The following is a 19,247-nucleotide window of genomic DNA, read 5'->3' as shown; positions in this document are numbered from 1 at the left end:
ACTCCGTTGCACCTGCCCCTTACCAGCCGGGATACGGCGGAAATCTGCCGGCCAGCTCCCGCACTTCTTCACGCGCCTTCCTGCCGTCCACCTCGTCGCGCAGCACGGACACGAAGAGTGCGGCGATGTACGACATCTCGGCCTCGCCCATGCCCTGCGTGGTCAGCGCGGCGGTGCCCAGGCGCAGGCCGCGGGCGTCGCCGTGGGGCAGCGCACAGGTGTCCAGGATCATGCCGGCGGCCGTGAGCCGCCCTCGTGCGGAGCGGCCGTCCACCCCGAGCGCGGCGGGGTCCACGGTCAGCAGATGGGTGTCGGTGCCACCGGTGGTGATCGCCAGCCCCGCGGCGCCCAGATCCGCAGCGAGCCGCCGGGCGTTGGCCACCACCTGGCGGGCGTACGCGGCGAAGGCCTCCGTCGAGGCCTCCCCGAAGGCGACCGCCTTGGCGGCGATGCTGTGCATCTGAGCGCCGCCCTGGGTGAACGGGAAGACCGCCCGGTCCACGCGTTCCGCCAATTCGCTCCCGCACAGGATCATGCCGCCGCGCGGGCCGCGCAGCACCTTGTGCGTGGTGGCGCAGACCACGTCGGCGTACGGTACCGGGCTGGGCGCCGCTCCCCCGGCGACCAGCCCGATCGGATGGGCGGCGTCCGCGATGAGGTACGCGCCCACCTCGTCGGCGACCTCCCGGAAGAAGGCGTAGTCGATGTGGCGCGGGTAGGCGATCGACCCGCACACGATGGCCTTGGGACGGTGCGTACGGGCGAGGGCGCGCACCTGCTCGTGGTCGATGAGCCCGGAGTCCGCCTCGACCCCGTAGCCGATGAAGTCGAACCAGCGGCCGGAGAAGTTGGCGGGCGAGCCGTGGGTGAGGTGGCCGCCGTACGGCAGCCCCAGGGCGAGCACGGTGTCGCCGGGTCGGAGCAGCGCGGCGTACGCGGCCAGCACCGCGGACGATCCCGAGTGCGACTGCACATTCGCGTGCTCGGCCCCGAAGAGGGCCTTCGCCCGGTCCACCGCGATGCGCTCGGCGACGTCGACGATCTCGCACCCGCCGTGGTACCGGGCGCCGGGATACCCCTCGGCGTACTTGTTGGCGAGCGGAGAGCCGAGGGCGGCGAGCACCGCCGGCGAGGTGAAGTTCTCGGCGGCGATGAGCTGCAGCGTCGTCGACTGCCGGGTGAGCTCTCCGAGGAGGATGTCGGCGAGCTCCGGGTCCTGCCGACGCAGGACGTCGGCCTCGAGGGTGTGCGTGACCGCCATGGTGGGCTCCGGGGATCCGCGCATCGGAAACGTACGTCCAATGTAGGCCCGGGGTGCCCGGGGCGCCGTGTCGATGCGTCCACGCAGGTGCACCGCACCCGTTCCGGGCCGGCGGTATCACCCGGTCAGGCCCGGGTGGGCACTCCCGTCAGCGCCGTCACGACCGGTTCCAGCGCCTGGTGGATCTCGCCCCCGACCGACCGGAAGAACGTCAGCGGGGCCCCGTACGGGTCGTAGACCTCGTCCGCCTCCGCCGTCGGGGCGAGGAGCCAGCCGCGCAGGGCCGCAGCCGCCCGGACCAGGGCACGGGCGCGGGCGACCACACCGTCCTCCAGCGGAGGCAGCGTGGCCGTGTCTATCGCCCGCACGAGGCGGGTGAACTCCTTCAGGGTGAAGGTGCGCAGACCCGCCGAATGACCCATGGAGATCACCTGGGCACGGTGGTCGCGCGTCGCGGTCAGCACCAGGTCGGCCCGGATGACGTGCTCGTCCAGGAGTTCACGGCCGACGAAGCCGGAGGCGTCCGCGCCGAAGTCGGCGAGGACCGCCGCCGCGTTCGCCTCCATGGGTGCGCCCTCATGGCCCCAGGTGCCTGCGCTCTCCACGATCAGCCCGCCCCACAGGGGGTCGCCGAGCCGGTCCGCGAGGAAATGCCGGGTCAGCCGCTCGGTGATCGGCGAGCGGCACACGTTGCCGGTGCTGACGTGGAGGATGCGGAAAGTGTCGCGGGGAAGCCCGAAGGTCCCCGTCTCGTCCCCGTTGCCTATGCCACGCCCCGCGTCAGGGGCTGTCAATTCGCCACCTCGAGGTCGGGTACGACCTTTCGCAGCTCGTCCGCGGACAGGGCACCGGCCCGCAGCATGACGGGCACCTTGCCGGTGACGTCGACGATCGAGGACGGGACGTTCCCGGGAGTCGGGCCGCCGTCCAGGTAGACGGAGACGGAGTCGCCGAGCATCTCCTGGGCGGCGTCGCAGTTCTCCGGCGCCGGGTGGCCGGTCAGGTTCGCGGAGGAGACGGCCATCGGACCGACCTCGGTCAGCAGTTCGATGGCGACCGGGTGCAGCGGCATGCGCACGGCAACCGTGCCACGGGTGTCCCCCAGGTTCCACTGCAGGGACGGCTGGTGCCTCGCGATGAGCGTGAGGGCGCCCGGCCAGAACGCGTCGACCAGTTCCCAGGCCATCTCGGAGAAGTCCGTGACGAGGCCGTGCAGGGTGTTCGGGGAGCCGATGAGGACGGGCGTGGGCATGTTGGGGCCCCGGCCCTTGGCCTGAAGCAGGTCGGCCACGGCCTCCGAGGAGAACGCGTCGGCGCCGATGCCGTACACGGTGTCGGTCGGCAGCACCACGAGTTCGCCACGGCGGACGGCGGACGCGGCTTCACGCAGACCGGTCGTGCGGTCGGTCGCGTCGTTGGTGTCGTATCGCCGTGCCATCTTCAGCTGGCCTCCTCGTACACGTACTGCTGCGGAAAGGGAGTCTTCGGGGTGCTCACGGCAGCGCCCTGCGGGCCGTCGCGAAGCGGGGGCGGTTGTTGAGGTCGGGGTGGTCGGCCGCGTCGGCCCACCCCCGCTCCTCGGTGAAGATCCACGGCACCTGGCCGCCCTGGGTGTCGGCGTGCTCGATGACGACGACTCCGCCGGGGCGCAACAGCCGGTGTGCGGTGCGCTCCAGGCCGCGGATGAGCTCGAGGCCGTCCTCGCCGGAGAACAGGGCGAGCTCCGGATCGTAGTCCCGGGCCTCCGGCGCGACGTACTCCCACTCGGTGAGCGGGATGTACGGCGGGTTGGAGATCACGAGGTCGACCTGGCCGTCGAGGTCGTGGAAGGCGTCCAGGGCGTCGCCCTGGCGCAGGTCGACCCTGGAGCCCTCCATGTTCTTGCGGGTCCACAGGAGCGCCTCGTCGGACAACTCCACGGCGTGCACACGGGAGCGCGGCACTTCCTGCGCCAAGGCGAGCGCGATGGCGCCCGAGCCGGTGCACAGGTCCACGATCAGCGGCTCGACCACGTCCATCGCCCGCACGGCGTCTATGGCCCAGCCGACCACCGACTCGGTCTCCGGACGGGGGACGAACACGCCGGGCCCCACCTGGAGTTCCAGGTACCGGAAGTAGGCACGCCCGGTGATGTGCTGGAGCGGTTCGCGGGCCTCGCGGCGGGCGATGACCTCCCAGTACCGGGCGTCGAAGTCCGAGTCCTTCACGGAGTGCAGCTCGCCCCGCTTGACGCCGTGCACGAAGGCGGCGAGCTCCTCCGCGTCGTTGCGCGGCGAGGGCACGCCGGCGTCGGCCAGCCGCTGGGTGGCCTGGGCCACCTCCGCGAGCAGCAGGTTCACGCTGGTCCTCCGGTTGTGTACGTGCCTTACGCGGCTGCGAGCTTGGCGGCCGAGTCCGCGTCGACGCAGGCCTGGATCACCGCGTCGAGGTCGCCGTCCAGGACCTGGTCCAGGTTGTAGGCCTTGAAGCCGACGCGGTGGTCCGAAATGCGGTTCTCCGGGAAGTTGTACGTGCGGATCTTCTCGGAGCGGTCGACGGTGCGGACCTGGCTGCGGCGGGCGTCGGCGGCCTCCTTCTCCGCCTCCTCCTGCGCCATGGCGAGCAGCCTGGAGCGCAGAATACGCATCGCCTGCTGCTTGTTCTGCAACTGGCTCTTCTCGTTCTGGCAGGAGGCGACGACCCCGGTCGGCAGGTGCGTGATGCGCACGGCGGAGTCGGTGGTGTTGACGGACTGGCCGCCGGGGCCGGAGGAGCGGTAGACGTCGATACGAATATCGTTCGGGTTGATCTCGACGTCGACCTCCTCCGCCTCCGGCGTGACCAGCACACCGGCCGCGGAGGTGTGGATACGGCCCTGGGACTCCGTCGCGGGCACGCGCTGCACTCGGTGCACCCCGCCCTCGTACTTCAGACGGGCCCACACGCCCTGGCCGGGCTCCTGTGCCCCACGGGCCTTCACGGCGACCTGGACGTCCTTGTAGCCGCCGAGCTCGGACTCGGTGGAGTCGATGATCTCGGTCTTCCAGCCGACGCGTTCGGCGTAGCGCAGGTACATACGCAGCAGATCGCCCGCGAACAGGGCGGACTCGTCGCCGCCCGCACCCGCCTTGATCTCGAGGATAACGTCCTTGTCGTCGCTGGGGTCGCGCGGGACGAGCAGCAGACGCAGCTTCTCGGTCAGCTCCTCGCGCTGCCTCTCCAGGTCCTTGACCTCGGCGGCGAAGTCCGGGTCGTCCGCGGCCAGTTCGCGTGCCGTCTCGACGTCGTCGCCGGTCTGCTTCCAGGAGCGGTAGGTGGCGACGATCGGGGTCAGCTCGGCGTAGCGCTTGTTCAGCGTGCGCGCGTTGGCCTGGTCGGCGTGGACCGACGGATCCGCCAGCTTCTTCTCCAGGTCGGCGTGTTCACCGACCAGTTCCTCGACCGCCTCGAACATCTCCGACTCCCTGGGATGTCCCCCGCCCGGCCGGGCGATGGGGACGTACGTACGACGAACTGTGGCTGCACCGCAAAGCGCCGGTCCCGGCGCCCCCGCTTCCGTGCGTGAAAACGGGAGCACCGGAGACCGGCGCTGTGGGCTCGCTACTTCTTGGCAGCGGCAGCCTTGCCGAAGCGGGCCTCGAAGCGGGCCACACGGCCACCGGTGTCGAGGATCTTCTGCTTGCCCGTGTAGAACGGGTGGCACTCGGAGCAGACCTCGGCCCGGATGGTGCCGGACTCGATCGTGCTGCGAGTGGTGAACGACGCGCCGCAGGTGCAGCTGACCTGCGTCTCGACGTACGCGGGGTGGATGTCGCGCTTCAAGGTGTCTCCTAGGTTTCGGGAGGGCGCCGGGTCGCAGACGCGGGATGCGGGAGCGTGAACCGGAGCCGACGTACCAGTCTGCCAGGACTGACCGCATCCCCCAAAACCGGGGGCACAGGTGATCTATTCCCAGCCGTGACCGGGCTCGGCGGCGCCTGCCGCAGACGGCCCCGCCGGGCTCAGGACGACGTCACGACGCCCTTGGCCTCGCCGGTCGCCGTGCCCCGCGCCGCACTCGCCGGGATCGGCTTGTCGTTCTTCAAGGCGTCCCATATCAGTCGCGCCTTGGCCTTCTCCTCCAGGACCCGGTTGGGGTTCACCGGGTCGTACCGGACCGGCATCGTCACCATGTTCATGTGGGACGAGCTGATTCCCTTCAGCCCGGTGGCGAAGGACGCCAGGGCCTTGACGGAGGCCAGATCGGAGTCGGTGGTGACGGCCTTGGTCGCGGTGTCGGCCAGGTCCACCAGCTTGGTCGGGCTGGTCAGGATGCCGACCTGCTTGACCTGGTTGACCAGCGCCTTGATGAAGGCCTGCTGGAGCTGGATGCGGCCCAGGTCGGAGCCGTCGCCCACGCCGTGCCGGGTGCGGACCAGCCCGAGCGCCTGCTGGCCGTCGAGGGTGTGCGTGCCGGCCTTGAGGGCGAGGTGGCTGTCCGGGTCGTCGATGTCCTTGGTGGTGGACACCTGGACGCCGCCGAGGTCGTCGATCAGCTTCTGGAAGCCCTCGAAGTCCACCTCGACGTAGTGGTCCATGCGGATGCCGCTGATCGACTCCACGGTCTTCACGGCACACGCGGCACCACCGGTGGAGTACGCGGAGTTGAACATCACGCCCGAGGCCGCCGGCTGCGTGTTCCCCTTGCTGTCGGTGCACTCCGGGCGGTCGACGAGGGTGTCGCGCGGGACGGAGACCACGCTGGCCTGCTTGTGGCCCTTGTAAAGGTGCACGATCATGGCCGTGTCGGAGCGGGCGCTGCCGCCGTCGGTTCCGCCGCCGAGCTTCTTGTTGCTGCCGGAGCGGGTGTCCGAGCCCAGGACCAGGATGTTCTCGGAGCCGTTGTCGACCTTCGCGGGCCGGTGGGTGCCGAGGGCCTGATTGATGTCGACGCTCTTGATGTTGCCGTTGAGCTTGAAGTACAGGTAGCCGACACCGGTGCCGCCGAGCACCACGATGCCTGCGGCGGTCCAGGCCGTGACGAGGAGGGCCCGGTGTCCCTTGCCCCGGGGCTTGCGGCGGCGGCCCTTGGCCGGGCCTCGTGGCCCGGGCGGCGTCGCGGCTTCGTCGGCTATGCCGGCGTCCGGCGTGCTCTCGGCAGGCATGTGCTCCTCAGTCCTCGTCCCGGTCGGGTACCCCCTGTATTCAGGGTCACGCCTGGTCAGTGGCGAGCCTGTCCGGAGCATTCGGCTGCGTCGAGCCGCGGGACCCCCTGGGATCCCCATCGCTCCATGGTCGCTCCGTACGGTCAGACGGAGGAACCGGAGCAAGGGTTGCACGACGCACGGTGCCCACCTCGTGGGCGGATGGTCGCAGCGTGTGACCGCAGCTCGCCGGGGAACGCGGCTCACCTGGGGTTTCACCCGCAGAGGGCGTAGTACCGGAAACCGGTACCGACACTGATCTCTGTGGCGAACATCTCGTTCAGGCGCATCCACGGAGGGGCCGGGCCGGTGCCCGGCGTCCGCACAGCACAGAGGGCCGCCCCGCCGGATGACGGCGGGAACGGCCCTCGGGGCTTCGGACGGGCTCAGTCGCCGTTCGGCGTGGGCGTCGTCTTCTGGATCTGCATCAGGAACTCGACGTTCGACTTCGTCTGCTTCATCTTGTCGAGGAGCAGCTCGATCGCCTGCTGCTGGTCGAGCGCGTGCAGCACCCGGCGCAGCTTCCAGACGATGGCGAGCTCGTCGTTGGCGAGCAGGATCTCCTCCTTGCGGGTGCCGGACGCGTCGACGTCCACCGCCGGGAAGATGCGCTTGTCGGCGAGCTTCCGGTCGAGCTTGAGCTCCATGTTGCCGGTGCCCTTGAACTCCTCGAAGATCACCTCGTCCATACGGGACCCGGTGTCCACCAGGGCGGTGGCGAGGATGGTCAGCGAACCGCCGTCCTCGATGTTCCGGGCCGCGCCGAAGAAGCGCTTCGGCGGGTAGAGGGCCGTGGAGTCGACACCACCGGACAGGATGCGTCCGGAGGCCGGCGCGGCGAGGTTGTACGCACGGCCCAGACGCGTGATCGAGTCGAGCAGCACGACGACGTCGTGACCCAGCTCCACCAGGCGCTTGGCCCGCTCGATGGCCAGCTCGGCGACCGTGGTGTGGTCCTCGGCCGGGCGGTCGAAGGTCGAGGAGATGACCTCGCCCTTGACCGACCGCTGCATGTCGGTGACCTCTTCCGGACGCTCGTCGACGAGGACGACCATCAGGTGGCACTCGGGGTTGTTGTGGGTGATCGCGTTGGCGACCGCCTGCATGATCATGGTCTTGCCGGTCTTCGGCGGGGCCACGATCAGTCCGCGCTGGCCCTTGCCGATCGGCGACACCAGGTCGATGATCCGCGTGGTCAGCACGCCCGGGTCGGTCTCCAGACGGAGCCGGTCCTGTGGGTACAGCGGGGTGAGCTTGTTGAACTCCGGGCGGCCACGGCCGTGTTCGGGCGCCATGCCGTTGACGGAGTCGAGGCGGACCAGCGCGTTGAACTTCTCGCGCCGCTCGCCTTCCTTCGGCTGACGGACCGCGCCGGTGATGTGGTCGCCCTTGCGCAGGCCGTTCTTGCGGACCTGGGCGAGCGAGACGTACACGTCGTTCGGCCCGGGCAGGTAGCCCGACGTACGGATGAAGGCATAGTTGTCGAGGATGTCCAGGATGCCCGCGACGGGGATCAGGACGTCGTCGTCGGCCAGTTGCGGCTCGGCGGCGAGGTCGTCGCGGCCACGGCGGCCACGGCGGTCGCGGTACCGGCCACGCCGGCCGCGCCGGCCGCCTTCGAAGTCGTCGTCGTCCTGCTGCGCCCGGTCCTGGCGGCCGCCGCCCTGCTGCTGGCCCTGCTGCTGACGCTGCTGGCCGCCCTGGCCCTGCTGCTGGTCGTCGCCCTTGCCACGGCGGTCGCGATCACGCCCGCGGTCGCGGCGGTCACGACGGCGGCCCTCGCCCTCGCCGCCGTCGGCCCTGCCGTCGCCCTGCGGCTGCGCGGGCGTCTCGGTCTTCGGTTCGCTCTTCGCCTCGGCGGCGACCGTCTCGGGGCTGCCCGCCTCCGCTGTGGCGCGACGGCGGCGACGCTCGGCCTGGGCGTCGTCACCGGCTCCCTGGCCGGGAATCTCGATCTGCTGCGGTGCCGCGGACTCCTCGGCCGCCTTCTCCGCCCGGGGTTCGGCCGCGGCGGCCTCGTCGCCGGTACGGGTCCTGGAGGTGGCCCGGCGCTTGGGCTTGGTCTCGGTGGCTGCCTCGGCCTTGGCCGGGGCACCCCCGGCCTGCGCCTCCTTGATGACCTCGATCAGCTGGCTCTTGCGCATGCGCGCCGTGCCCCTGATGCCGAGGCCGGATGCGACCTGCTGCAGCTCGGCCAGCACCATGCCCTCGAGGCCGGTACCGCGGCGCCGCCGGGAGCCGGCACCGGTGGCAGGCGCGGAGGCGTCCGTGGCGGGCGCGGCAGCGGTCTCCTCGACACGTGCGCCCATCAGATCGGTGGTGTCGCTCACGAAGGGTCCTTCCCTGGAGCGGACGTCGGCCTGTCTGGCTCGGCGACCGGTTGTGCTGTCCGACTTCGATCCCGTCTGTGTGGACCGTGCCGGGGCGGTGGTCCGCCAATGCGGCGGAAGAGATATCTGGTGATTGGCGCTTCCCGAAGCCGTGCCACTCGGTTGTGTCACTCGGCTCGGTCACGCCGATTCCGGAGCGTGCTCGGCAATCCGCTCAGCGCCCGCGTACGACGTGATGCTCACGTACGCGAAACGAAGCACAGTGCGGCTTGGGAGGCTCCCGGAAGAATGGTTGTCCCGGACGGGGACACGAAGCACCTAGCCATGGCGGGGTTGGGTGCAGACTTGAGGTTAACACTACCGGATCCAACAAACATTCCCCCTCTCGAAATCCGGCAACCGTGTGTCAGGACGCAAGCGGCAGCACGCTCGCTCCCTGGCTGTCCAGCTCCAGCCGGTTGGCGGCCCAGCCCTCGCCCGCCAGATCGGCCACCTTGTCGGCGCTCGCGCCGTCGGCCAGCGCCAGGACGGTGGGTCCCGCGCCGGAGATCACCGCGGGGATCCCGTCGCCTCGCAGCCGCTCCACCAGCGCCGCACTCTCCGGCATGGCCGGGGCCCGGTACTCCTGGTGGAGACGATCCTCCGTGGCGGGCAGCAGCAGCTCGGGGCGCCTGGTCAGCGCCTCGACGAGCAGTGCGGCGCGGCCCGCGTTGGCGGCTGCGTCGACGTGCGGCACGGTGCGCGGGAGCAGACCGCGCGCCGTCTCGGTCAGAACCGGCTTTCCGGGAACGAAAACCACCGGAACGACGGAATCGACGGGGTCCATGCGGATCGCGCGGGCTGCGCCTCGTTCCATCCAGGAGAGCGTGAAACCGCCGAGGAGGCACGCCGCGACATTGTCCGGGTGACCCTCGACCTCGGTGGCGAGTTCCAGCAGCGCGACGTCGTCGAGCCGGCTGTCGCCACCTATGGACACGGCGCGCGCGGCGACGATGCCGGCGCAGATGGCGGCGGAGGAAGAGCCGAGGCCGCGGCCGTGCGGAATACGGTTGGCGCACACGATCTCCAGGCCGCGCGGCTGTCCGCCCAGGGAGTCGAAGGCGGCACGCAGCGACCGTACGAGGAGATGGCTCTCGTCACGCGGAAGCGTCTCGCTGCCCTCACCCGCAATGTCGATGTGCAGCCCGGAGTCGGCCACTCGGACGACCACGTCGTCGTACAGCCCCAGCGCGAGGCCGAGGGCGTCGAAGCCCGGGCCGAGATTGGCGCTGGTGGCGGGGACGCGCACCCGGACGGCGGCGGCGCGGAACGCTGGACCGGCCATCGCTCGATGACTCTCCTTGAGCTGCGTGATGGTCGAGTGACTTTCGATACGTGCGGGAAACCCGAGGGCCGGGCCGCAGGGACGACGCGGTACCGCGGCATATGCGGCGGGCGGGTTCGGTACAGCCTATCGAAGGAAGGTTCTGTGGCGACATAGGGCGCACGGGAGGCGCACGATGCGTGTCGTAAGCCCCCTGTGCTCCCCTCTGCGGGATGCCATCAGGGTTATCCCCCGGCAGCGCCCGCGTTACTCAAGTCCGAGCCGCTCGGCGGCCGCGGCCGCGTCGACCGGGACCGTGACCGGCTGCGGGGCGCCCGCGACGGCCCAGTCGGGGTCCTTGAGGCCGTTTCCGGTGACGGTGCACACGATCCGCTGCCCGGGGTCGACCATGTCCCGCTCGGCGGCCTTCAGCAGGCCGGCGACGGACGCGGCGGACGCGGGCTCCACGAAGACGCCCTCCTGCGCGGCCAACAGACGGTAGGCGCGCAGAATTTCACGGTCCGTCACCTCATCGATGAACCCGCCCGATTCATCCCTCGCCGCCAGGGCGTACTTCCAGGACGCGGGGTTGCCGATGCGGATCGCGGTGGCGATGGTCGAGGGGTCCTTCACGACCTCGCCGCGCACGATCGGTGCCGAGCCGGAGGCCTGGAAACCCCACATGCGCGGGGTCCGCCGGGCGACACCGTCCGCGGCGTACTCCTTGTAGCCCTTCCAGTAGGCCGTGATGTTGCCCGCGTTGCCGACCGGCAGGACATGGATGTCGGGGGCGTCGCCGAGCATGTCGACGATCTCGAAGGACGCCGTCTTCTGCCCCTCGATACGCGCCGGGTTGACGGAATTGACCAGCGCGACCGGGTAGTTGTCGGACAGCGCCCGCGCGAGGGTGAGGCAGTCGTCGAAGTTGCCGTCCACCTGGAGGATCTTCGCGCCGTGCACGAGGGCCTGCCCCATCTTGCCCAGCGCGATCTTGCCCCTGGGCACAAGTACGGCCGACACCATCCCGGCCCGTACGGCGTAGGCGGCTGCCGAGGCGGAGGTGTTGCCCGTGGAGGCGCAGATGACGGCCTTGGCGCCCTCTTCTTTGGCCTTGCTGATGGCCATGGTCATACCGCGGTCCTTGAAGGATCCGGTGGGGTTGGCGCCCTCCACTTTGAGATGAACCTCACAGCCGGTGCGCTCGGAGAGCACCTGCGCGGGCACGAGCGGAGTGCCGCCCTCGCGGAGCGTCACGACGGGCGTACTGTCGGACACCGGCAGCCTGTCCCGGTACTCCTCGATGATTCCGCGCCACTGGTGGGTCATTGCTGGCTACTCTCCTTCAACCCGCATGATGCTGGCGACACCCCGCACGGTGTCGAGGCTGCGCAGCGCCTCGACGGTCCCGGCCAGGGACGCGTCGGACGCACGATGGGTGACGACGACGAGGGAGGCCTCGCCGTCCTTGCCCTGCTGGCGAACCGTATCGATCGAAACGTCGTGCTCGGCGAAAACGGTGGCGACCTGGGCGAGAACACCCGGTTTGTCGGCCACGTCGAGGCTGATGTGGTAGCGCGTGACGACATCACCCATCGGGGACACCGGCAGGGCCGCGTAGGCGGACTCGCCGGGCCCGGTGGCCCCGCTGAGACGGTTGCGGCACACGGCGACGAGGTCACCGAGAACGGCGGAGGCGGTCGGCGCGCCACCGGCACCGGGCCCGTAGAACATCAACTGACCGGCGGCGTCCGACTCGACGAAGACGGCGTTGTACGCGCCGCGCACGGAGGCGAGCGGATGGGTCAGCGGAATCATGGCGGGGTGCACGCGCGCGGTGACCGAGCCCCCGTCGGCGGCACGCTCGCAGATGGCGAGCAGCTTGATCGTGCACCCCATCCCCTTCGCCGAGGCGAAGTCGGCGGCGGTGACCTCGGTCATGCCCTCACGGTAGACGTCGTCGAGGCGCACACGCGTGTGGAAGGCGATCCCGGCGAGGATGGCGGCCTTGGCGGCCGCGTCGAACCCCTCGACGTCGGCGGTCGGGTCGGCCTCCGCGTATCCGAGGGCGGTGGCTTCGTCGAGGGCCTCCTGGTACCCGGCGCCCGTCGAGTCCATCTTGTCGAGGATGAAGTTGGTGGTCCCGTTGACGATTCCCAGCACCCGGTTGACCTTGTCGCCGGCGAGCGACTCGCGCAGCGGACGGATCAGCGGGATGGCACCGGCGACGGCGGCCTCGTAGTACAGATCGCGATCGTGCTCCTCCGCCGCCGCGTGGAGGTCGGCCCCGTCCTGGGCGACGAGCGCCTTGTTGGCCGAGACGACCGACGCACCGTGCTCGAAGGCGGTGGTGATGAGGGTCCGGGCGGGCTCGATCCCCCCGATGACCTCCACCACGACGTCGATGTCCCCGCGTTTGACGAGGGCGGTGGCATCGGTGGTGACCAGCTCGGCGGGGATGCCCTGCCGCACTTTGGAGGGCCTGCGGACGGCGACCCCGGCCAGCTCGACAGGGGCCCCGATCCTGGCAGCGAGATCGTCGGCGTGCGTCGTCATGATGCGCGCCACCTCTGAGCCGACAACCCCACAGCCCAGCAGCGCCACCTTCAGCGGACGCGTACGCATCATCCGACCTCGTTTCCTCATGCGGTCTACGGTTGGACCAGTCTCACTCACCGGACGGCGCTTTCCGCCCTTTATCCGAATCGTGAGACATCTATTTCATCTTCCCGACGGCAGAAGGCGGGAAGATCTCCCGCCGGATCAGCGGCCCCCGGGACAGCGTCCGGGCACTCACCCCACGTCGAGACGCAGCAGGTCCTCCTGCGTCTCGCGACGCACGATCACACGGGCCTCGCCGTCGTTCACGGCCACGACGGGCGGGCGGAGCACGTGGTTGTAGTTGCTCGCCATCGACCGGCAGTAGGCGCCCGTGGCGGGCACGGCGAGGAGATCGCCGGGCGCGAGATCGGCGGGCAGGAAGGCGTCCCGCACCACGATGTCCCCGCTCTCGCAGTGCTTGCCGACCACACGCACCAGCATCGGCTCGGCGTCGGAGGTACGGGAGACGAGGGCGACGCTGTAGTCGGCGTCGTACAGCGCGGTGCGGATGTTGTCCGACATGCCGCCGTCGACGGAGACGTAGGTGCGCAGCCCGTCGAGGGGCTTGATGGTGCCGACCTCGTACAACGTGAAGGCGGTGGGCCCGACGATGGCGCGCCCCGGCTCGACGGAGATACGAGGAGTCCGCAGGCGGGCGGCCTCGCACTCGCGGGAGACGATCTCGGTGAGGGCCTTGGCGATCTCGTGCGGCTCACGCGGATCGTCGTCACTGGTGTATGCGATCCCGAGCCCACCCCCGAGGTCGATCTCGGGCAGCTCGATGCCGTGCTCGTCCCGGATGTCCTTCAAAAGCCCCACGACCCGGTGGGCCGCCACCTCGAAGCCCGACATGTCGAAGATCTGAGACCCGATGTGGCTGTGGATGCCGATGACCTCCAGCCCCTCGAGCTGGAGGGCCCGGCGCACGGCCTCCGCGGCCTGTCCGTCGGCGAGCGGGATGCCGAACTTCTGGTCCTCGTGGGCGGTGGCGATGAACTCGTGGGTGTGTGCCTCGACGCCGACGGTGACCCGGATCTGGACGCGCTGCCGCCTGCGGAGCGACGAGGCGATGTGCGCCACCCGGACGATCTCCTGGAAGGAGTCGAGCACGATCCGCCCGACGCCGGACTCGATGGCCCTGGTGATCTCCTCGGTGGACTTGTTGTTGCCGTGGAAGGCGATGCGGTCGGCAGGCATGCCGCCCGAGAGGGCAGTGGCGAGCTCACCGCCCGAGCAGACGTCGAGGTTCAGTCCCTCCTCGTACAGCCAGCGCACGACGGCACGGGACAGGAACGCCTTCCCCGCGTAGAAGACGTCGGCGCCGGGCCCGAAGGCGGTGCGCCAGGCCCGGGCCCGAGCGCGGAAGTCCGCCTCGTCGATGAAGTAGGCGGGGGTGCCGAACTGTTCGGCGAGCGCCTTGACGTCGATCCCGCCGACGGCGACCACGCCGTCGGCGTTGCGGCCGACGGTGTGCGCCCACACCTTGGGGTCGAGTGCGTTGAGGTCGGCGGGCGGTGCGAAGTAGTGGCCCTCGGGCAGGACGTCGGCGTGGCGGGGCCCGGCGGGGTGTGCGGAACGGCTCATGGTGGGATCTGGGCTCTCTCAGAGATAGTCGGGTGCGCTGATGCCGAGCAGGGACAGGCCGCCGGCCAGCACCGTCCCGGCGGCTTCGGCGAGGGCGAGCCGGGCCCGGTGGGCGGCCGAGGGTTTCTCGTCGCCGAGCGGAAGCACGGTGTGCTGAAAGGCGAGCAGGGCATCGGCGACGGCCACGAGATGGCGGGCGAGCCGGTCGGGCGCGCGGTGGGAGGCCGCCTGGGTGAGGGCGTTCGGATACTCGGCGAGGGCGCGGACGACCGGGGTGGCAGCGGAAACGTCCGCCAGGTCACCGGGGACGGCCTCGAACCCCAGCCGAGCGGCGTTACGGCCGAGCGCACGGGCGCGGGCATGGGCATAACGGACGCGGAACAGGGGGTTGCTCTCGCGCTGCAGCAGATGATCGGCGGTGATCCGGGGCCGGTCGTGCGGCGCCGGATACAGCAACGCCCAGCGGGCGGCGTCGGGCCCGAGGGGTGCGGGGTCCTCTGGCGCCGGCACGGGCCGCAGATCAACGCGCTCGCCGGGACGCGCATGATCGACTTCGGCACGGCCGCCCTGGGTGGCGATGATCCGGACGAGGGTGTCGGCGACGACTTCGGCCCGGATCTCGTAGGGGATACGGAGGGCGACGACGAGGCCCTGGAGGGCGGAGGTGTGGCCGTAGGAGAGGCGGGGGGTGCGGTTGCGGCTGCCGTGTCCGCCGGTGTCCGGTCTGCTGCGGACAGCGGGGTTGCGGCCGATGTCGGGGGTGCGGCCGATGTCGGGGTCGCTGCTGACATCTGGCTTGCTGCTGATATCTCGCTTGCTACTGATGTCTGGGTCGCTGCCGGTATCAGGGTTGCCGTCAATATCGGGGTCGCCGTCAATATCGGGGTCGCCGTCGATCTCCAGGCGGCTGTTGACGCCGATGTTGCTGTGGCGATCGCTCCCGTGGACCTCCTGAACCTGGTGGACGTCCTCATCCCGGTGGACGCCCTCATCCCGGTGGACGCCCTCATCCTGGTGGACGCCCTCATCCCGGTGGACGCCCTCATCCTGGTGGACGTGCTGCTCGCCCTGGGCATTCCTGCTGCCTTGGAGGATCTCCTGGACGAGGGCGGCAGCGGCAGTGGCCCCTTCGAGGTGGATGTTGAGGAAGCCGGGCCCGGTGATCTCGACGTCGGCCACTCCGGCCGTGTCACGGAGGTGGCGCCGCAGGATCTCGGCGACCTGGAGGGCCGACCGGCCGGCGGGACGGGCGAGCTGCAGGGCGATGTTGGTGGCGTAGTCGCCACGGCCGCCGGGCCCGGGCGGAGTGACGACGGCACGTGCGGGCACGGCCACGCTGAGTTCCCCCCCGTCCACAGCATCCCGCACCGCGCGCAGCACGGTGCCGGAGAGCTCGACGGGGGTCACGGGACAAGGGTATGGGAGGTGGGGGGTGGGTCTGCGAACTGGTTTGGGCGGAAGTCCGGAATGTGGACGGGGGTCGGGTGTGTGGGCGGGGTGCCGTCAAGGTTGCGTTGTTGCGGTGGTCGGGGTGCCGCGGTGGGGTCCCCGGTGGGTGGCCTGGAGGGGACGATCGGGTGCCCTGGGAGGACTCGGCGGCAGGGAGGGCGGAAGGGCTCGGACGGGGTGGCCGGGGGATACGCCGATCGATGATCAAGTCGCTGGATCCCCCCGAGGGGCACAAAGCCGCTCAGGCCCCCGCGCGGCCCGCATGGTCCGCGTGCCCGGCCCGCTCGGCCTCCCCGGAATCGCGGCCACTGCCGAACGTGGCACCGGTGCCGGCCCCGCCGACGGACCGGAATGCATCGACGCGCCCTCGACGCTCCATCAGTTCCTTCACCAGTTCGACAAGTTCGGAGGGCTCGAACGGCTTGGCGAGGAAGGCGTCGACACCCACATCGAGGCCGCTCTCGACCTCGTACTGCGTGCAAGCGCTGACGATGGCGAGGGGAAGCTCTCGCGTCCGCGGATCGGAACGCAGCCGCGCGGCGGTCCGCAATCCATCGAGCCGCGGCATCACGACATCCAGGGTGACCACGTCCGGCCGCACATGATGGACGACGTCCAGACACTCGGCACCATCGGCCGCGGTCACGACCTCGATACCCTCCAGCTCGAGGTTGACCCTGATCAGCTGCCGGATGACCTTGTTGTCGTCCACAACAAGCACCCGACCGGACGCGCCTGACACAACTCGAGAGTAGGTCGACGCGAGGGGCCGCGTCCGGGTTTTCCCCACTTCCACCCCGTCCGGGGGAAGCACGATCGCCGCTGCGCCTTGCCAAGGGCCGAGACGGCCCCCTTGGCCAAGGAGGCCGTTGCCCAGTACTTCGTCTTCAGCCCTTCCTCCGGGAGGGGAGCTGCACCGGGGAGCCTTGCCCGAGGGAGCGGCGCTCGACACCCGCGGGTTCTCGAGGTAGCCGTGCTCGACGCAGGGCCTGGGCCCAAGGGGACCGCGGGCGACCCATGGCCCGAGAAACCTGTTCATGACGACAGCGAAAGAGCTGGTAGGGTTCTACCCGTCGCCGAAGAGAACGGCTGACACGCCCCCGTAGCTCAGGGGATAGAGCAACGGCCTCCGGAGCCGTGTGCGCAGGTTCGAATCCTGCCGGGGGCACTTCGCCTCAACCAGCACGATCATGCGGTTGACCAGCGCGGATGCCAAACACGAAGAGCGGGACCCAGTCTCACTGGGTCCCGCTCTTTCTCACTGTTGCGCGCTAATCGCGTGTGAGCGGCGTGTGGGCCAACGGGCGATGCGTGCACGCTGCTCGTGAGCGAGCCCAGCCACGGCCGTCCACCGTTTCCAGCGAGTCCCCTGCCGTCGTCACTCAGCGCAGCGGTCAAACACACCCTTCACCAAGATATCGCGGCAAAATGCGCGACTATGGCTGAAGAGGCTGTTTTGGTATTCGCCAGGGAGCCACAGATGGACGCCTCGGACGAACTCCTCCGAAGGGCTGACCCAGCGGCTCTGCTGACGCTGGACGGTGTCATCAACGGTCTCAACGCTGCGATGGCCACCGCGCTGGGCAGGCCGGCGGAGCAGTGCCTGGGACGTGACTTCGGTGATCTGTGGCCCGCAAGCGAGGGGGTCAAGGCCAAGAGTCTCGTGGTCCACGCTGCCACGACGAAGACGGTCGCAATGCGGGTACTGACCTTCCCCGGGCCGGGCGGAGCAGCCGTTGCCTGCTTGCTCGAGTCGCGGCAGGTGAAGGATCCCGCAAGTGGCGAGCAGCTGGTCTGGGTGCACGCGCTGGACGCGCGGAACGACCTGGCCAGCCTGCTGATCCCGTTCCGGCTGGCCACCAAGGCCGCCGACCTTGGCCTGTGGATGTATTCACCCCAGGAGCACCAGCTGGAGTGGCTCGGTGGCGCACCCGCCCTGGCCGCGACCTTCCCGGATCCCCATACTTACCTTTCTAAAGTGATCTCGGCAGTGCACTCTGACGATCAGGCGGCCTTGCGGCAGCTCCTGCGCCCGCCCACCGTCCAGTCCCCCTGGGTGAGGTTGCGGTACCTCACCCCGCACGATGGCTGGCACCGACTGGCCGTTCGGACCCGTCGGATGCAGTTGGGGTATGGCGGCCCCGAGCGGGTCTTCGGGCTGGTCCGCGACGACACCAAGCAGGAGAATCGCAAGAAGAAGGCGCGGGCCGCGCTGGCTGCCGAGCGACAGCACGCCAAAGACACCGCCGCCTTCTCCTCCGCCTTGATCACCGCAGCCACAGAACAGGAACTGCAGCAGGTCATCCTGACCCGGCTCGCCGCAACCTTCGGTGCCAGCGGCGCCCTGCTCGCACTCGTCGACGAAGGCCGCCTGCGCGTCTCCACCGATGCCGGGATAACCATGCGCGAGGTCGAGTTCCTGCACGGCATGCCGCTGGACGATCCCGGCCCAATACCCGAGGCGATTCGCACCGGCCGGCCGCAGTGCATCCCCGACCGGGAGGATTACATCCGCCGCTGGCCACACGCGGTCGATTTTCCGTGGATCGGCCGACTCGGCCCCGACTATGCCGTCTCGATCACCCCCCTCAGCGAGACCGGCAATCAGCCGCTTGGGGCGTGGACGGTGTTCTACCCCTGCGGATACCGGCCGTCCCTGGAGGAGCGGACCCTCATGGGTACGCTGGCCGACCTGGCAGGCCAGGCACTGCGGCGCATCAGGTTGCAGCAGGCACGAGTCGAGCTGGCCACGGCGCTGCAGCAGACCATGCTCCCCACGCTGCCCGAACACCTAGCGGGCCTGGAGGTCGCCGCCCGCTACCGGCCCAGCCGAGACGGGCTGGATATCGGCGGGGACTGGTACGACGCCTTCGTGATGCCCGACGGCGCGGTCGCACTGGAGATCGGCGACGCCCAAGGGCACGACGTGGACGCCGCCGCTTTCATGGGACAAGTGCGCTCGTTCATGCGCGGGATCGCCGCCCGCGAAGCGCATCCGGGAACAGTGCTGACGTGCACCAACGAGCTGCTCGTCACGATGGGCGCGGCACGCTTCGCCAGCTGCACCATGCTGCACATCGACCCGCGCGACGGACAGGTCACCGGCACCAGCGCCGGCCACGTGCCGGTGCTGTACGCGTGCAGGGACGGCAGCCACAGCATCCGCGTGCTGCCGGGCGGGCCGGTCCTGGGAGTCGTGCCCGACACCCAGTACCGCGAGGAGACGTTCACCCTGGACAAGGGCAGCGCTCTGGTCATGGTCACCGACGGCCTGGTCGAAGGCCCGGGCCTGACGTTGGAAGCCGGAATGGAGCGAGCCGGAACACTGGCCGGCGCGGCCCTCCACGACGGGCTGAACGCCGAGGAGACCGCCGACCGCATCCTCGACGCCGCGGTCGCGGTAGACCACCTCGACGACGTGGCCGTGCTGGTCATCCGACGCACGTGACGCCGTCAAGCCCGCGGGACGCCATCAATCGGTCGATGACGACGCCCACGCCGGCACAGGCTTTGAAATCTAGTCTCGTCCTTATCAGGTCCTACCTTCTTGATCGGGCTGA

The 19,247-nt window shown here is 70.0% G+C and carries 15 protein-coding genes and 1 tRNA gene; 2 read left to right on the top strand and 14 right to left on the bottom strand.

The genetic code is table 11. The features are described from left to right. Window positions 1–19 precede the first annotated feature (19 nt). The 14 genes from VXC91_RS25335 to VXC91_RS25270 all read right to left on the bottom strand — a co-directional run bounded on the left by VXC91_RS25335 (window position 20) and on the right by VXC91_RS25270 (window position 16,501). A complete protein-coding gene (locus VXC91_RS25335) occupies window positions 20–1,261 on the bottom strand; it encodes a serine hydroxymethyltransferase (RefSeq protein ID WP_329509637.1) in 1,242 nt (413 codons plus the stop codon). Window positions 1,262–1,386: 125 nt separating this feature from the next. Then, window positions 1,387–2,055 carry an arsenate reductase/protein-tyrosine-phosphatase family protein gene (locus VXC91_RS25330; protein ID WP_329509636.1) on the bottom strand — a complete coding sequence of 223 codons (669 nt, stop codon included), beginning with the start codon at window positions 2,053–2,055 and terminating at the stop codon, window positions 1,387–1,389. Beyond that, complete coding sequence (locus VXC91_RS25325) at window positions 2,052–2,699, bottom strand: L-threonylcarbamoyladenylate synthase (protein WP_329509635.1); 648 nt, start codon at window positions 2,697–2,699, stop codon at window positions 2,052–2,054. Before VXC91_RS25325 ends, VXC91_RS25330 begins: the two co-directional genes overlap by 4 nt. A gap of 55 nt (window positions 2,700–2,754) precedes the next feature. After that, entirely contained in the window at window positions 2,755–3,600 is an 846-nt protein-coding gene (gene prmC / locus VXC91_RS25320) for a peptide chain release factor N(5)-glutamine methyltransferase (protein ID WP_329509634.1), read from the bottom strand. 26 nt (window positions 3,601–3,626) lie between these two features. Then, entirely contained in the window at window positions 3,627–4,694 is a 1,068-nt protein-coding gene (gene prfA / locus VXC91_RS25315; RefSeq protein ID WP_329509633.1) for a peptide chain release factor 1, read from the bottom strand. 146 nt (window positions 4,695–4,840) lie between these two features. Next, on the bottom strand, window positions 4,841–5,062 hold the full coding sequence (gene rpmE, locus VXC91_RS25310; RefSeq protein WP_103838593.1) for a 50S ribosomal protein L31: 222 nt from the start codon (window positions 5,060–5,062) through the stop codon (window positions 4,841–4,843). Between the two features lie 179 nt (window positions 5,063–5,241). Next, complete coding sequence (locus tag VXC91_RS25305; protein WP_329509632.1) at window positions 5,242–6,384, bottom strand: LCP family protein; 1,143 nt, start codon at window positions 6,382–6,384, stop codon at window positions 5,242–5,244. Window positions 6,385–6,809: 425 nt separating this feature from the next. Continuing rightward, window positions 6,810–8,753, bottom strand: a complete 1,944-nt coding sequence (gene rho / locus VXC91_RS25300) for a transcription termination factor Rho (RefSeq protein WP_329509631.1) — start codon at window positions 8,751–8,753, stop codon at window positions 6,810–6,812. A gap of 406 nt (window positions 8,754–9,159) precedes the next feature. Then, a complete protein-coding gene (gene thrB, locus VXC91_RS25295; protein WP_329509630.1) occupies window positions 9,160–10,077 on the bottom strand; it encodes a homoserine kinase in 918 nt (305 codons plus the stop codon). 246 nt (window positions 10,078–10,323) lie between these two features. Further along, window positions 10,324–11,382: a threonine synthase gene (gene thrC, locus VXC91_RS25290; protein ID WP_329509629.1), complete on the bottom strand. Its 1,059-nt coding sequence runs from the start codon at window positions 11,380–11,382 to the stop codon at window positions 10,324–10,326. A 6-nt stretch (window positions 11,383–11,388) separates the two neighbouring features. Beyond that, window positions 11,389–12,681: a homoserine dehydrogenase gene (locus tag VXC91_RS25285; RefSeq protein ID WP_329509628.1), complete on the bottom strand. Its 1,293-nt coding sequence runs from the start codon at window positions 12,679–12,681 to the stop codon at window positions 11,389–11,391. 165 nt (window positions 12,682–12,846) lie between these two features. Continuing rightward, a complete protein-coding gene (lysA, locus tag VXC91_RS25280; RefSeq protein ID WP_329509627.1) occupies window positions 12,847–14,238 on the bottom strand; it encodes a diaminopimelate decarboxylase in 1,392 nt (463 codons plus the stop codon). 18 nt (window positions 14,239–14,256) lie between these two features. Then, window positions 14,257–15,645 carry an ArgS-related anticodon-binding protein NrtL gene (gene nrtL / locus VXC91_RS25275; protein WP_329509626.1) on the bottom strand — a complete coding sequence of 463 codons (1,389 nt, stop codon included), beginning with the start codon at window positions 15,643–15,645 and terminating at the stop codon, window positions 14,257–14,259. Between the two features lie 283 nt (window positions 15,646–15,928). Then, the gene (locus VXC91_RS25270; protein ID WP_408057467.1) at window positions 15,929–16,501 is read right to left on the bottom strand and encodes a response regulator; all 573 of its coding nucleotides are present in this window, start codon (window positions 16,499–16,501) and stop codon (window positions 15,929–15,931) included. A gap of 282 nt (window positions 16,502–16,783) precedes the next feature. Between VXC91_RS25270 and VXC91_RS25265 the strand changes: the two genes are divergently transcribed. Both VXC91_RS25265 and VXC91_RS25260 read left to right on the top strand, forming a co-directional pair. Beyond that, window positions 16,784–16,855, top strand: a tRNA-Arg gene (locus tag VXC91_RS25265). Between the two features lie 312 nt (window positions 16,856–17,167). Continuing rightward, window positions 17,168–19,135 (top strand): SpoIIE family protein phosphatase, encoded by a 1,968-nt coding sequence (locus VXC91_RS25260; RefSeq protein WP_329509624.1) that lies wholly within the window; start codon window positions 17,168–17,170, stop codon window positions 19,133–19,135. The last annotated feature ends 112 nt before the right edge of the window (window positions 19,136–19,247 follow it).

The organism is Streptomyces chiangmaiensis (genome assembly GCF_036281785.1).
GTDB lineage: Bacteria > Actinomycetota > Actinomycetes > Streptomycetales > Streptomycetaceae > Streptomyces > Streptomyces chiangmaiensis.
This window is presented reverse-complemented; position numbering and strand designations above follow the sequence as displayed.